The sequence below is a fragment of the Nocardia amikacinitolerans genome (assembly GCF_900215415.1).
GTDB lineage: Bacteria > Actinomycetota > Actinomycetes > Mycobacteriales > Mycobacteriaceae > Nocardia > Nocardia amikacinitolerans.
This window is the reverse complement of record NZ_OBEG01000006.1, coordinates 185,916-200,618: the sequence shown is the minus strand read 5'-3', so window position 1 is coordinate 200,618 and position 14,703 is coordinate 185,916. Positions and strand designations below refer to the sequence as shown.

Below are 14,703 nucleotides of genomic sequence, written 5' to 3'. Positions count from 1 at the left end.
GGCGCTGTCACCTAGAACGGCGCGGTGACTCACAACGGCGCGGTCGTCCACCAGTCCGCGAGCTCGTCCTCGGCGGGCGGCACGGGAGCCCGCTCGTCGCGGGCGGGGCCTCGGTGGCTCGCGTACACGAGGTAGTTCGCGTGGGCGGTCTCGCCGGAGAAGCTCACGACGAGTTTCGCCGTGTAGTAGTGCGACGGCACCGGGCCAGGTGGATCCGCGCGGATCCAAAGATGTTGGGTGAACGGCACACCCGACTTGCGCCCGGGCGTCGCGGCATTGATCGGCAACGCGTCCACCACCGACCGCGCCGCCGCGGCGGACTGGTATTCGAGGACGGTGTAGCTCATGCCGAACGGGTTGTCGACATCGCGGCGACACTCCCAGGCGAGGATCCACGGGCTCGACGTGAGCACTTCCTCATCGATGTTCAAACGGTCACCCCGCTTTTCGGCATAGCAGGTCGCGTCCTCGTACCCCTCACCGATGGTGCCGGTCTCCTGCGGCAGCAGCGTCGGGAACGCCCGCCTGCTCGCCGCCAGCGGATCGGGGGCGGGAGCCGGGGACGCCGCTCTCGGCGGCACGGTCGCCGGGGACGCCGCGGTGCCGCCTCCCGAATCCGACCGCGACGCCACCACGACGACAATGCCGACCACCAACGCGACGACCACCACCAGGCCCAGCGCCAGCGCACCGAACAATCCGGCGAGACCGCGGCGCGGCGGTACCGGCTGAGGTCCACCAGGATTCGGGCCGTGCGGCGGATAGCCGGGTGGCGGACCGGACGGGCCGTTACCCGGGCCCGACATCGGCGGCGCGACCGGGGGTGGACCGGCGAGCGGCGGCACAGCTGCCTGGCCTTGCCGCCCAGCGTCCTCCGCGCGCCGACCCGAGGGTGCGCCTGCGGGGCCCGGCATGGCACCTCGCACGGCAGACGACTTCACATCGTCTGCAACGACTTCCGATTCGCGGACCGAACTTTCGGCCGCAGCCCCAGTGTCGGCCTTGGTCGCACCCCCAGCGTCGGCCTTGGTCGCACTATCTCGGAGCGGTGCAGCCCCGGCGCCGGGCTGAGCAGCTGCCGCGCGAAGCGATGACTCGGCGCCCGCAATGTCTTTCGACGGCGAATCGCCAGATGAATTCGGCACAGGCGGCTTATCGCCCGGCCCCGATGCGATTGCACCCTGGTCCGAAGCACCCTGTCCGGGCGGTGGTAGCGGCTGTTCCTCTTCGGCGGCCGCGCTCTTCGTATCGGAATTTCGTTCGCTGATCGACGGCGACGCGGTGCCGGCGTCTCTTGTCGACGGCGACACTCCGGTGGGCTTTGTGGCTGTTGCCGAATTGCCCTCGCACGCAGCAGCTTCCGTACCCGGATTCACGATTGGACCAATTGAAGCCGAATGTGCAGACGCGATTGGAGGTTCGACCTGCTGCCCCGCAGCGGGCGCGGTCGGCTCCGAAAATGACGAAGGAGGCTGGGGCGCAACCATTTCGGATGGAGTTGGCGGCACCTCGGACCCGGCCTCGGCGGGCAGCGGCGGCACCGGCCCAGCCAAGTGCTGCGGTGCGCCCGGTTGGGCAGCTCCAGGCGCGTTCGACGGCACCGGCGCAGCGGCATCTTGCCGAGACACTGGAGCGCCGGACGGAGACGCGTAAGGCGGCAGCGTTGTTGGCGCGGATTGCGACGGAGCCGGTGCGCTCGGGGCGGGATGCGGCACCCCCGGAGGATGCGGCATCGGATGAGGACCGCCGGATGGGGACATGCCCGGCGGCGACACTGGGACGGCTTGCGGCGGCGGCGCGACGGGCGGAATTGCTGACTGCGGCGCATTCGGTGGCACCGAGACCGCTTGCGGTGCGGCGGGCAGGGCAGCCGACTGCGGCGCATTCGCGGGCACCGAGACCGCTTGCGGTGCGGCGGGCGGGGCTGCCGACTGCGACGCACTCGGGGGCAACGGGACCACTTGCTGCGGCGACCCGCCGGACGAAGCTGCCGACTGCGACGCACTCGGGGGCACCGAGACCGCTTGCTGCGGCGACCCGCCGGACGAAGCTGCCGACTGCGACGCATTCGCGGGCACCGAGACCGCTTGCTGCGGCGACGCGACGGGCGGGGCTGCCGACTGCGGCGCATTCGCGGGCAACGGAACCGCTTGCGGTGGCGGAGCTACCGGCTGCGGCGGATTCGGGGACGAGACCGCTTGCCGTGGCAACGCGGCGGGCGGGGCTGCCGAGTGCGGCGAATTCGACGGCAGCGGGGCCGCCCCGGGCGGAGGCACCGAGGGCTGGGCCATGTGCTGCGGCGCAGGCGGCGCAGGCGGCGCAGGCGGCGCAGGCGGAGGCGGGGTAAGCCCGTGTGGCGCCTGCATCGGAATCGGCTGCGGCGGAACGGGTTGCGGCGGCATCGGTCGTACCGGTGCGGACGGCACCGGTTGGGGGTAGCCGGGCGGTGCGGGATACGGCTGAGGCGCGTAGGTGAGTGGGGGGAGGACGGGCAGCGGGGGCGGGCCCACCGCGGTCAGTGCCTTGCGGGCGGCGGCGGCGAACTCGGTGCAGGACCGGTAGCGGTGTTCCGGGCGTTTCGCCATGCCCGCGGCGAGCACGGCGTCCAGCGCGGGGTTGAGGTTCGGTCGGCGCAGGCGGATCGAGGGCAGCGGTAGCTGGAGGTGGCCGTTGATGATGTCGGCGGGGTTGGCGGAGTCGAACGGCCCGACCCCGGCCAGCAACCAGTACAGCGCGCAGGCCAGCGAGTACTGGTCGGAGCGGTTGCCCAGCGGCGCGCCGGTCATCTGTTCCGGCGAGGCGTAGGCAAGGGTGGCCGTGAACATGCCGGTCTGGGTCAGGTGGGTGGAGTCCTCGCGCAGGCGGGCGATGCCGAAGTCGGTCAGGAAGACCCGCTCCCCCTGGCCGCCGCTCGACCTGGCCAGCATGATGTTGGCGGGCTTGACATCACGGTGCAGCACACCCATGCCGTGCGCGTAATCCAGTGCGTCCGCGACGCCTTCGACGATCTGCACGGCACGCTCCGGCGGCAACGTCATCGGGTTCACCGCGGCCGCGTCGACGCCGTCGACGTACTGCATGGAGATCCACAGCTGACCGTCCTCGGAGCCGCGATCGTAGACCGCCACGATGCTCGGGTGATCCAGCTGCGCGGCCAGGTCGGCCTCGCGCTCGAAGCGGGCCCGCACCTCGTTGTCCAGGAACAGATCGCGGTTGAGCAGCTTGAGCGCGGTGAGCCGGGACAACCTCGGATGGCGGGCCAGGTAGACCGAGCCCATACCGCCCTGCCCGAGCAGCCGTTCCACGGTGAATCCCGCGAACACCTCACCGCTGGTGAGCAAAGGCGACCCCCTTCCGGTCCAGGACAGCAAGCGTAATCGACACGGTTCGCCCGAAGCCCGCCGCGGACAGCAGCGAATGCGCAGCTACATCCCCGAGATCTCCGCGGTTTCGCGTTCCGCGCCGGGATCGGCAAACTATGTACAGCACATCATCATCGCGTCACTTCCCACGAGCGAGCACGGTGGTGGGTTCTCGGCCGGTGAATCACCCGGACGGGTTGGACGGGTAGATGGCACCGCCGAGGGCCGCGACATGCGCGGGGCGGTGGGGAGGTTGACGGTGGTGAAGTCGGCTCGAATCGCTTCCGCGTGTCGTCCGGTGCTGCGCGGGGCCGTCGCGGCGACGATGCTTGCCATGGTTTCGTGCGGTCTGATTCCCGAGCGGGCGGAGCGGCCCGCCGCGGCGACGGTGACGGCGCAGACGGTGGGTACCTGGAAGGCGGGGCGCACGGTAAGCCTGCCTGATTCGCTCGCCGCCGATTTCACCCAGTTGCAGCCCGGCCTGCACGGCCAGGTCGGCCTGGCGATCATGCCGGTCGGCGGCAACCGGATCACCGTCTTCGGGGACTGGACCACCGGCATCGCGTGGTCCACGATCAAGGTTCCGCTGGCCATCGCCGCGCTGCGCCACGACCCCGAGGGCGCCATGCACGACGCGGAGGCGGCCATCACGTGGTCCGACAACGACGCCGCCGACGCGTTGTGGAATTCGCTGGGCGACGGGCTGGAGGCGGCGCAGGCCGTGCAGCAGGTGCTCGACGAGGCGGGCGACGCGGTCACCGGCGTGGCGGGCCCGCGTACCCGGCTGGACTACAAGGCGTTCGGCGCGACCGAGTGGTCGCTGACCGATCAGGTCCGCTTCGCCTCGCGCCTGCCGTGCCTGCCGCAGACCGAGACGGTGACCCGGCTGATGGGTGAGATCACCCCCGACCAGGGTTGGGGACTCGGCACGCTGGAGGGCGCCGAGTTCAAGGGCGGCTGGGGCCCGGACGACGAGACCGGCATCTACACGGTGCGCCAATTCGGTCTGCTGCCGTCCCGCTCCGGTCTGGTCGCGGTCGCCCTTGCGGCACAGGCGGATTCGGGAACCTTCACGGACGCGACCGCGCTGCTTGACAGTTTGGCCGCGCTGCTCGGCCGCCACGTCGACGAGCTGCGCGGCGGCAAGTGCCCGGCCTGATCAGCCGGGCGTGACAAGCCCGGATTCGTAGGCGAGCACGACGGCCTGCGCGCGGTCGCGCAGGTTCAGCTTCGAGAAGACCTTGGAGACGTGGGTTTTCACGGTCTGCTCGGCCACGAACAGCGCCTCGGCGATCTCGGTGTTGGACATGCCCTTCGCGATCAGCTCCAGCACTTCCCGTTCCCGTGGGGTCAAGGCGGCCAGTTGCGGCGCGGGTTTGGCGCGGGCGGTGGCGCGGCGGCTGGTGACGTCGGCGATGAGCCTGCGGGTGACGGTCGGCGCGAGCAGCGCCTGCCCCTCGGCGACCACCCGCACCGCACGCACCAACTCCTCGGCGGGCGCGTCCTTGAGCAGGAACCCGCTGGCGCCGAGGCTGAGCGCCTCGTACACGTAGTCGTCGATGTCGAAGGTGGTCAGCATCAGCACCCGCACCGGCGGGTCGAAGCCCGCAGCGAGGATGGCGCGCGCCGCGTCGAGCCCGTTCATCTCGGGCATGCGCACGTCCATCAGCACGACATCCGGGCGCAGCCGCTTGGCCTCGGCCACCGCGACCTTGCCGTCGGGGGCGTCGCCGACGACGCTGATGTCCGGTTGGGCGGCGAGCAGCGCGCCGAAACCCTGGCGCACCATCGCCTGGTCGTCGGCGATCAAAACCGTTATTGCCACGCGCCCACCCTAATTGCCGCGCCCCGCACCGGTTCGACCGCGGAGGTATGCCCTACTGCGCTGTGGGCGTCGCGAGCACGGCGCCCAGCGGGAGCCGGGCCTGCACCTCGAATCCGCCGTCGTCGCTCGGACCCGCCGTCACCTCGCCGCCCGCGGCCAACGCCCTTGCCCGCATCCCCGCGATGCCGTGCCCGCCGTTGCCGACCGGCCGCGCGGGCGTCGCGCCCGGACCGTTGACCACCCGCAGGTGCAGCTCCAACCCGCAGACGATCTCCACCCGCACCGGCGCACCCGGCGCGTGCCGCGAGGCGTTCGACAGCGACTCCTGCGCGATCCGGTACAGCGCGAGCCCGGTGGTCTCGGGCACCGAGCCCAGGTCGCCCTCGACGGCCCAGTCGATCGTGACGCCTGCGCGCCGGGCGCCGTCGAACAGCGCGAGCACGTCCTCGGCCTTCGGCTGGGGCGCGTGTTCGGGCAGCTGGCCGTCGCTGCGCAGGACGCCGAGCATGCCGCGGATCTCGTTGAGCGCCTCGCGGGCGGTGGCGCCGATCGATTCGAACTCGGCGCGGGCGGCCGGGGTCACGCCCTCGACCCGGTAGGGCGCGGTCTGCGCCTGCACCACCACCAGGGACATGTGGTGTGCGACCACGTCGTGCAGGTCTCGGGCGATGCGCGCCTTCTCCTCGAGGATCGCGCGGCGGGCCCGTTCGAGCTCGTTCTCCTCCTCCTGGCGCACCAGTGCCCGGCGCGAGAGCACCAGCCACCGGACCAGCAGGGCGAACAGCACCACCGCCGCCAGCGCGATGGGCCAGCCCCACGCCGCGTTGGCGAACGCCTCGCCCTCGCCCGGCATGGTGGTGCCGAACAGCAACGAGGTCGCGCCCCATGCGACGGCGACGATCTGCACCGGCGCCCGCAATCCCACGGCGAACAGCAGCGCGATCAGCGCGATCACCTGCACCACCTGGAACGGCAGATCGTTGTTCGGCTGATGCGGGATGGCCAGCGCGATGAGCAGCGCCGAGCCGGCGGAGATGGACCAGCCCAGCGCCGGGTTGACCCGCACGAGCAGGATCGGGAACGCGGCGAACGCGGCGATGAACGGCTGTGCCCCCGGCGACACGGCGTGCGTCAGGTGCAGCGTCGGCCACGCGACCGCGTAGAGGATCAGCGAGGTCAGCACGACGGACACGTCGAACCAGCCGCGCGCGTCCAGCCGCTTCGCCAGGTCACGGGTCTTCTCCTTCATGGTTACGACCCTAGAAACCCGGGCCCGGCGCGTGCCTCATACCCACGGGTGAATTCCGACCCCGTACTCCGGGGTGAGCCGACCCGCCCGATCCCCCGGCAGCACGGCGGCGCAAACCCCACCTCGGCGGGAGGCCGGTGAGTGTGCGCCGTTCCTAGCGTCGAGGCCCATGAGGACCGAGACCACCGCCGCCACCGACCGTCACCCGACCGCACCGCTCGGGCTGCGCCGGGTCGCCGCACTGACGGCCGCGGCGCTGACCACGATGTCGGCCACCGTCGCCATGGCTCCCGCCGCGCAGGCGGCCACCGTCGCACCGCCCGTCATCGAGAATGTCGCGGCCGCCACTGCGGTCGCCGCGCTGATCGTGAACGAAACTGCCTCGGCCGCAGCGCTTCCCGACGACTTCGCCGCGGTGCTCGGCTATCGTCCGGTCCCGGTACGCGGCCTGCTGACCAACCCGGACGGCGACTGTTCCTCCCCCGTCCCGCTGCCCACGGAGTTCGAGACCGCATGCAAGGCACATGATCTCGGCTACGACCTGCTGCGCTACGCGGATCGGCGCGGCGAACCGCTCGGCCCGTGGGCTCGCCAGGCCGTGGACGCGGCCCTGGACCGCCGGATGCGGGAGGCGTGCGACGCACGCACCGAGCCGTGGGGTCGGGCCAGGTGCTACGCGATGGCCGATATCGCCGACACCGTGGTGGATCTGAACTCGCGCCGCCAGCACTACGGCGCTCCCGTCGTCGAGACGATGCTTGGCGCGGGCGGCGCGGCGACCGGATGGAGTGGCTGGCAGGTTGGTCCCGCCGGACTCGGCGCGCTCGGGCTCGGTACGCTGCTCGCTCTCCTTCTCGGCGCGCTGCGTCGAGCGTCCGGCGGTCGATCCGAGGATGCCGCGCCCAGCGGCATCACCGACGCGTCAGCGACCCGAAGTCCTCGCACGCCGAGAACTTCGAGCCGCAGCGTGACGACGTTGGCCGGGTCGGCGCCCATCCGGTACAACTCCGTCGCCGCAGGGGTTTCGGCATGACCACGACGACGCGGCGATTCCCCGAAAGCCCTCGCACGGACCCGGAAACACCGCTCCCGGACCACCGGAGCTGGGCCGCCATCGCCGCCTCGCGGACCGCACCGCGCATCGGGACGACGGCGGCGGTCGGTGCGGGAACACTCCTCTCGCTCGCGCCGGGTCTACTACCCCGCACGCCCGGTGCCCAAGCCGTGCTCACCGCACTGCTGATCTGCTGTGCACTCGGGTTCGCGGGCGTATTGCGTTTCTTGTTCGGCCGGTGGGACTTCGACGTCGATCGGCGCTTCGCTCGCTACCGCCGACCGCTGTTGGTGGTGGTGGCCCTGGCCGTGACGGTCGCCGCTTGGCGCGCCGGGCACTGGCAGAACGATCTGCGTGCCGCCATGGGAACCCCGGCGATCGGCCCCGGCTACTGGCTGCACTGCGCGCTCGCCACCGCACTGCTCACCGGCATCGTCATCGGGATCACTAAGGCGCTCGGCTGGGCGCTGCGCAAACTCGGCCTGCTCCGCGGACTCGTCCTGGGTCTGGTCACCGCGGCGGTGGGCTACCTCGTGCTGACGCCCGCGGTGGTGGGGTGGCGGCAGCAGGTGTACGCGGCGGCCAACGTCGCGATGGATCCCGCTCTGACACAGCCCGTTTCACACACCAGATCGGGCAGCGCCGGGTCGACGGTCAGCTGGCCGTCGCTCGGCGCTCAGGGCCGCAAGTTCGTCAGCGGAACGCCAGAGGGACCGGTCCGGGTGTACGTCGGGGTGGATTCCGCGCCGGATCTGGATTCCCGTGTGGCACTGGCCATCCGGGAGCTGGAGCACTCGGGCGGGCTGTACCGGTCCAATCTCGTGGTCGCCCTGCCGACGGGCTCCGGCTGGATCGACGCCAACGCGGTGACCGGGTTCGCCGAACGCTTCGGCGGTGACGTCGCGGTGGTCGGTCTCCAGTACTCCTACGCGCCGAGCTGGGTGACGTTCGTCTTCGGCCGCGCCGACGCGGTGCGGGCCGCCCGCGCCCTCTTCGACGCCGTGGAGCGTCGCCTGAGCGCCATGGACCGACCGCCCCGGCTGTTCGTCTACGGCCAGAGCCTCGGCGCCCTCGGCGGCAGCGCGATCTTCACCGACGACGCCGAGCAGGACCGCCGCACCTGCGCCGCGCTCTGGGCCGGTCCGCCCGCGGGCGACGTGCACCGCGCGGGCGCGACCGTGCTGGCCAACAGCTCCGATCCGGTCGTGCACTGGTCGCCCGCCCTGCTGTGGCGCGCGCCCGACCTGACCGGCGTGCGAGTCGACGCCCCGATTCCGCGCTGGCTTCCGGTGGTCAGCTTCCTGCAAACCACCGCGGACCTGCTCGCCGCCCTCGACGCGCCCCCAGGCCACGGCCACCGCTACGGCACCGACCAGGGCACAGCCCTCGGCTCCTGCTGACCCCCACCCCGACACCGGTGACCTCGCAGAGGCCTCGCACGCTTCACAGGGCTTACAACCTCTGCGAAGCGTAGAGAAGGCCTGCGAGGCCCCCGGTACCGCAGGGTTCCCGGCCGGGGTTTCCGTTGACGCGGCAGTAGAACTTGTTCTAGTTTGCTCGCATGGGCTTTGTCATCGACGTGGCCGTGTACATCGACGCACCGGCCGACCTGGTGTGGCAAGTGATCACGGACCTCCCCCGCTACGGCGAGTGGAACCCCTTCGTCACCGAATGCGAGAGCACGCTCACGCCCGGCGACCCGATCGACATGCTCGTGCAGGTCTACGGCTCAACCCCGCGGCGGCAGCGCGAATGGATTCGCAGCCACACCCCGGGCCGTGAGCTGAGCTACTCGATGAAGCCGGTGCCGCTCGGCGCGCTGCACAGCCTGCGCTCGCACACCGTCACCGCGGTGAGTCCCGAACGCACCCGCTACGAATCGCATTTCGAACTCGGCGGCTGGTTCCACCCCGTGGTCGCCGCGGCGCTCGGCGCGAATCTGCGCCGCGGTTTCGAGGGCATGACCGCGGGCGTTCAGCGCCGCGCCGAGATGTTGCGCACCGGCTGATTTCGCGCCGGGAATCGTCGCGCGGCTTTCGTGGTTGTGCCGTCCTGTTCGGCGCTTCGCCGAGTTCGACCACGAGAGAACGGATTCCGTCGTGCGCATCCTCCGCGCCCTGCTGGCGCTGCTGCTGATCCTGCTACCGTTCACCGCCGCGGGCGCGGCGGCCCGTCCAGCGGATCCGCCAGGGTGGACCGCGGCGTGGGCGACGTCTCCGCACCAACCGAGCCGCGCCTTCGTATCCAACTGGGCGCTGGAAGGGTTCGCGAATCAGACACTGCGCCAAGAGATTCGGGTCAGCGAAGGCGGACTCTCCACCCGTGTCCGGCTGACCAACCGCTACGGCGCGACACCGCTGAAGATCGCGGGCGCGACCATCGCCCGCACCGAGGGAGCGGGCGGCATCCAGCCGGAGAGCCTGTCGCACTTGACCGTCGGCCTGTCGCCGGCATTCGTCATCGCGCCGGGCGCCGACCTCGTCACCGATCCGGTCGCCTTGCCGCTCAACGCCTTCGACACCATCAGCATCACGCTGTACTTCGCCGAACCGACTGGCCCCGCGACGCAGCACGCGCAGTCCATCGCCACCACCTACCGCGCCGCGGGCGATCACCGCGCCGACCCGACCGCCGCCGCGTTCACCGAGACCACCCCGACCTGGTACTACCTGGCGGGCGTCGAGGTGGCCGATCTCCTGCCGAACCCGCCCGCCATCGTGGCCTTCGGCGACTCCATCACCGACGGCGTCGGATCGACCACCGACGCGGACAACCGCTTCCCCGACGAACTCGCCGAACGCCTCGCCGCGGCGGGCGCCCCGCGCGCGGTGCTGAACCAGGGCATCGGCGGCAACCGGGTGACCGTCGACTCCGACTGGCTCGGTGAGAGCGCGCTGCACCGCTTCCAGCGCGACGTCCTCGACCAGCCCGGCGTCGGCACGGTGATCATCCTGGAGGGCGCCAACGACATCGGTCTCAGCGCCGGCGCTGCCAACCTGGGCGAGCCGCCGGTGCCGGTCTCCGCGGAGCAGCTGATCGCCGCGCACCGCGAGCTGATCGGCCGGGCCAGGGCCGCCGGACTGCGCGTCATCGGCGCGACCATCCTGCCGTTCGGCGGTTCGCCGTACGACACGCCGGAAGGCGAGGCCAAGCGCACGGCCGTCAACGAGTGGATCCGCACCTCCGGCGAATACGACGCTGTCGTCGATACCGCCGCCGTGCTCGCCGATCCGGCGAACCCGAGCCGGTTGAACCCGGCCTTCGACAGCGGAGATCGCTTGCACCCCAACGACGCGGGCTTCCGCGCGATGGCGCAGGCCGTGAATCTCGCCGATCTGCGCTGAGAACTCACGCACCGAAACGGCGAGCGGGCCGGGGAATCGCGCCCGGCCCGCTCGCCGTTGTCCGGTCCGTCAGGCGACGGGTCCGCGGGCGGCCTCGTAGGCCGCGCCGACCCGGTACAGGCGGTCGTCGGCCAGCGCGGGCGCCATGATCTGCAAGCCGACCGGCATGCCGTCGTCCTTGCTCAGCCCGGACGGCACCGACATGGCCGGGTGGCCCGCCAGGTTGGTCGGCAGCGTGCACAGGTCCGACAGGTACATGGCCAGCGGGTCGTCGACCTTCTCGCCCAGCTTCCACGGGGTGAACGGGCTGGTCGGCGAGACGAGCACGTCGACCTTCTCGTAGGCGGCGTCGAAATCGCGCGCGATCAGGGTGCGGACCTTGAGCGCCTGACCGTAGTACTCGTCGTAGTAGCCCGCCGAGAGCGCGTAGGTGCCGATCATGATGCGGCGCTTGACCTCCGGGCCGAAGCCCGCGGCGCGGGTCAGCGCCATGACCTGTTCGGCGCTGTGCGTGCCGTCGTCGCCGACGCGCAGGCCGTAGCGCATGGCGTCGAAGCGCGCCAGGTTCGACGACACCTCCGACGGCATCACCAGGTAGTAGGACGGCAGGCCGTACTCGAAGTGCGGGCACGACACCTCGACGACCTCCGCGCCCAGCTCCTTCAGCACGCCGACCGCGGCGTCGAACGAGGCGAGCACGCCCGGCTGGTAGCTGTCGGAGTGCAGTTCCTTGACCACGCCGATCTTCACGCCGCGCAGATCGCCCTCGGCGCCCGCGCGCGCGGCGGCCACCACCGGCGGCACCGGCACGTCGCGGGAGGTGGAGTCGCGCGGGTCGTACCCGGCGATCACCTCGTGCAGCAGCGCGGTGTCGAGCACCGTGCGACCGCAGGGGCCGCCCTGGTCCAGCGAGGACGCGCAGGCGACGAGGCCGAAACGGGAGACCGTGCCGTAGGTCGGCTTGGTGCCGACGGTCGCCGTCACCGCGGCGGGCTGCCGGATCGAGCCGCCGGTGTCGGTGCCGATGGCCAGCGGCGCCTGGTACGACGCCAGCGCGGCCGCCGAGCCGCCGCCGGAACCGCCCGGGATCCGGCTGGTGTCCCACGGGTTGCGGGTCGGGCCGTAGGCGGAGTTCTCGGTGGACGAGCCCATGGCGAACTCGTCCATGTTGGTCTTGCCGAGGATCGGGATGCCCGCCGCGCGCAGCTTGGTGGTCAGCGTCGCGTCGTACGGCGACATCCAGCCCTCGAGAATCTTCGAGGCGCAGGTCGTCGGCATGTCCGTGGTGGTGAACACGTCCTTGAGCGCCAACGGAACTCCGGCAAGCGGCGAGGCGGGCGCCTGGCCGTCGGCCAGCGCCGCGTCCACCGCGTTCGCCGCCGCGAGCGCCTGCTCGCCCGCGACGTGCAGGAACGCGTTGAGCTCGCCGTCCACCTCGGCGATCCGATCCAGATGCGCCTGGGTGACCTCGGCCGAGGACACCTCGCGGGCGTGGATCTTCGCGGCCAGCTCGGCCGCGCTGAGGCTGGTCAGCTCAGTCATTCGCCCTCTCCAAGAATCTGCGGCACCATGAACCGCTGCTCCTCGACCGCCGGTGCGGCCGCCAGCGCCTCGTGCGGCGTCAGGCCGGGCACGAGCTCGTCGGGGCGCGTCACATTGGTCGCCGGATTCGGCGAGGCCGTAGCCGGGACGTCGGCGGCGGCGACCTCGGAGATGGTCCGCACGTGGCTCAGGATCGAATCCAGCTGACCGGCGAACTGATCCAGTTCGGCGTCGGTCAGCGCGAGCCGGGACAGCCGGGCGAGGTGTGCGACCTCGTCGCGGGAGATGGCGGGCACCGCGGGACCCCTTTCGGCATGGTTGTGCATGGGTGGCCGTGCACGACGACCGCGCTGGCGCTCGGCTCACATCGTGCACGGCAGATGTTAGTCCGCGACCGGGATCGCTCCGCCCACCCGGTCGCTGCCGGGGCTGCGGTGGACAGATAGACACTACGCCGCGCGACTCACCGCCCTTCCGACAGCAAGAACTCCGACGACACACCACCGAATCTAGGGCGACACGCCGGAGTGGCGCGAAATTGCCGTGTGGCGTTCGTCACTGGCCGCGCTTCGAGTCGATAACGGGCCGCAAGGGGTGTAAGTATTGCCAGACCCGGGTATCCGACCACCAGGCTCGGCCGGCCAGAGGAAAGGAACGCGCGTGTCTTACCTGCTCCGCGTGCAACTTCCGGATCGCCCGGGAAGCCTCGGCGCACTCGCGCTCGCATTGGGTTCCGTCGGCGCCGACATCCTCTCGCTGGATGTGGTGGAACGAGGGGCAGGCTTCGCCGTGGACGATCTCGTCGTGGAAGTTCCACCCAACGCACTCCCCGACACGCTGATCACCGCGGCGGAGTCGATCGGCGACGTGCACGTGGACTCGATCCGCCCCTATTCGGGCGTGCTGGACACACACCGCGAGCTCGAGCTCATCGACCAGGTGGCCAGCGCCCGCGACGACCGGCTGCAAGTGCTCGTCGACGGCGTCCCCCGGGTGCTGCGCGTCGGCTGGAGCACCGTGATCGATCTCGGTCCGCACGGCGCCTACCGGCTCGTCGGCAGCCAGAGCGCGCCGCAGACCCAGGCCGGTTCGGCGCCGTGGATGCCGCTGGAGAAGCCCGCGGTGCTCGACCCGGAGGCCGAGTGGGTGCCGCAGATCTGGCGCGACATGGACACCAAGCTGGCGGCGGCGCCGCTGGGCAACACCGGCAAGGTGCTGCTGCTCGGCAGGCCGGGCGGGCCGGACTTCCGGCCGTCGGAGGTGGCGCGGCTCGGGTATCTGGCGGGCATCGTCGCCACCGTGCTCGGCTGAAGCTCGCCGAGGGTTTCCCGGCACAGCGACGCTTTCCGGCATGGCGGAGGCGAGCTCCGGCCCTATTCTCCGCGTCCCTTGCCGCGTACGCGAACGGCGTCAGTGCGCAATCAGCGGTAAGCGCAGGACGGTGAGCAGCTCCCCCGCCTGCGTCGTCCAATCCCGTTCCGGCACAGCGACGAAACCGAAGCGGTCGTAGATGCGGCGGGCGTCGGCCATCGCGGACATGGTGGTCAGCGCGACCGCCTCGCACGACTCCGCAATCGCCATCTCGATCACGGTGCGCACCAACGCCGTTCCCGCGCCGAGGCCCCTGGCCCGCTTGGCGACCGCGAGCATGCGGAACTCCAGTTCGCCGGGCCGCGCGATCTCCGCGTAGGGCGTGCCGTAGCGGGCGACGGTGAGCGAGCCGATCACGCGGTCGTCGTGCACCGCGACCAAGACCTGCGCCGCGGCGGCCCTGCGCTCGGTGCCTGCCAGCTCGGCGACGTACGGACTGTCCGGATGGACATAACCCTCGCCCACGTATACGTCGACGGTCAGCTCACCGACCGCGGCGTATTCCTCCGGGGTCGCCGTCCGGATGATCAGCTCGCTCGCGCCCATACCGGCATCCTGCCACCGCCGAGAGCGACCTTGACATTTGACCAGTTCAGGAACCCAGCCCCGGACGGCTCCCCGGGTTCGCGATCTGCCACCGCTCGGGCTTCCCCGGCGGGTAGACCACGGGGATGTAGTCGCCGATCGCGGGCCACCGGTTCACGTCCCAGGCGAAGCGGCCGTAGACCACGGTGCCCGGCACCGAAGGGCCGGTCACATTGCCGGTGATCGTGACGTACTGCTCGCCCTCGGCGTCCGGGCGCGGGCTCACACCGGTCACGTACAGCGTGCCGGACTCCGGTTCGGCCAGCTGGAACCCCCGCCGCCCCCGGCGATAGGACACCAGCAGCGCCACAAGCAGGGTGACCATGATCACCAGCATCGCGATTTCCAGCATGAGCCCATCGTATGGCCCA

General features: G+C 71.2%; 13 protein-coding genes and 1 pseudogene. 5 read left to right on the top strand and 9 right to left on the bottom strand.

Annotated elements, in window-relative coordinates; all coding sequences use genetic code 11:
- Positions 1–29: 29 nt before the first annotated feature.
- Entirely contained in the window at positions 30–3,341 is a 3,312-nt protein-coding gene (locus CRP45_RS34770) for a serine/threonine-protein kinase (protein ID WP_097247348.1), read from the bottom strand.
- A 283-nt stretch (positions 3,342–3,624) separates the two neighbouring features.
- On the opposite strand from CRP45_RS34770, the gene CRP45_RS25540 reads away from it, so the two are divergent.
- Entirely contained in the window at positions 3,625–4,521 is an 897-nt protein-coding gene (locus CRP45_RS25540; protein WP_245910430.1) for a serine hydrolase, read from the top strand.
- Here the strand turns inward: CRP45_RS25540 and CRP45_RS25535 are convergent, their stop codons facing one another.
- The 4 genes and pseudogenes from CRP45_RS25535 to CRP45_RS34765 all read right to left on the bottom strand — a co-directional run.
- Entirely contained in the window at positions 4,522–5,187 is a 666-nt protein-coding gene (locus CRP45_RS25535; protein WP_097247347.1) for a response regulator, read from the bottom strand. It lies immediately after the preceding gene.
- A gap of 52 nt (positions 5,188–5,239) precedes the next feature.
- Positions 5,240–6,436 carry a sensor histidine kinase gene (locus CRP45_RS25530; protein ID WP_097247346.1) on the bottom strand — a complete coding sequence of 399 codons (1,197 nt, stop codon included), beginning with the start codon at positions 6,434–6,436 and terminating at the stop codon, positions 5,240–5,242.
- Between the two features lie 201 nt (positions 6,437–6,637).
- A complete protein-coding gene (locus CRP45_RS34025; protein ID WP_179831013.1) occupies positions 6,638–6,784 on the bottom strand; it encodes a hypothetical protein in 147 nt (48 codons plus the stop codon).
- 558 nt (positions 6,785–7,342) lie between these two features.
- A pseudogene (locus tag CRP45_RS34765) lies at positions 7,343–7,435 on the bottom strand (GMC oxidoreductase); the annotation flags it as partial.
- Positions 7,436–7,465: 30 nt separating this feature from the next.
- Here CRP45_RS34765 and CRP45_RS25515 point away from each other — a divergent pair.
- From CRP45_RS25515 to CRP45_RS25505, 3 genes are all read left to right on the top strand, one after another.
- Positions 7,466–8,890, top strand: coding sequence for an alpha/beta-hydrolase family protein (locus CRP45_RS25515; RefSeq protein WP_097247345.1), 1,425 nt, complete (start codon positions 7,466–7,468; stop codon positions 8,888–8,890).
- A gap of 161 nt (positions 8,891–9,051) precedes the next feature.
- Positions 9,052–9,498, top strand: coding sequence for an SRPBCC domain-containing protein (locus CRP45_RS25510; RefSeq protein ID WP_067781711.1), 447 nt, complete (start codon positions 9,052–9,054; stop codon positions 9,496–9,498).
- A 91-nt stretch (positions 9,499–9,589) separates the two neighbouring features.
- Positions 9,590–10,834 (top strand): SGNH/GDSL hydrolase family protein, encoded by a 1,245-nt coding sequence (locus CRP45_RS25505; protein WP_097247344.1) that lies wholly within the window; start codon positions 9,590–9,592, stop codon positions 10,832–10,834.
- Between the two features lie 69 nt (positions 10,835–10,903).
- On the opposite strand, the gene gatA is transcribed toward CRP45_RS25505, so the two are convergent.
- On the bottom strand, positions 10,904–12,376 hold the full coding sequence (gatA, locus tag CRP45_RS25500; protein WP_097247343.1) for an Asp-tRNA(Asn)/Glu-tRNA(Gln) amidotransferase subunit GatA: 1,473 nt from the start codon (positions 12,374–12,376) through the stop codon (positions 10,904–10,906).
- Complete coding sequence (gatC, locus tag CRP45_RS25495) at positions 12,373–12,672, bottom strand: Asp-tRNA(Asn)/Glu-tRNA(Gln) amidotransferase subunit GatC (RefSeq protein WP_067781792.1); 300 nt, start codon at positions 12,670–12,672, stop codon at positions 12,373–12,375. Before gatC ends, gatA begins: the two co-directional genes overlap by 4 nt.
- Positions 12,673–13,036: 364 nt before the next feature.
- Here gatC and CRP45_RS25490 point away from each other — a divergent pair, with 364 nt between their 5' ends.
- The gene (locus CRP45_RS25490) at positions 13,037–13,687 is read left to right on the top strand and encodes an ACT domain-containing protein (protein WP_067781705.1); all 651 of its coding nucleotides are present in this window, start codon (positions 13,037–13,039) and stop codon (positions 13,685–13,687) included.
- 99 nt (positions 13,688–13,786) lie between these two features.
- Here CRP45_RS25490 and CRP45_RS25485 read toward each other — a convergent pair whose 3' ends face one another.
- Both CRP45_RS25485 and CRP45_RS25480 read right to left on the bottom strand, forming a co-directional pair.
- Positions 13,787–14,293, bottom strand: coding sequence for a GNAT family N-acetyltransferase (locus CRP45_RS25485; protein ID WP_097247342.1), 507 nt, complete (start codon positions 14,291–14,293; stop codon positions 13,787–13,789).
- A gap of 46 nt (positions 14,294–14,339) precedes the next feature.
- On the bottom strand, positions 14,340–14,684 hold the full coding sequence (locus CRP45_RS25480; protein WP_097247341.1) for a hypothetical protein: 345 nt from the start codon (positions 14,682–14,684) through the stop codon (positions 14,340–14,342).
- Positions 14,685–14,703 lie beyond the last annotated feature (19 nt).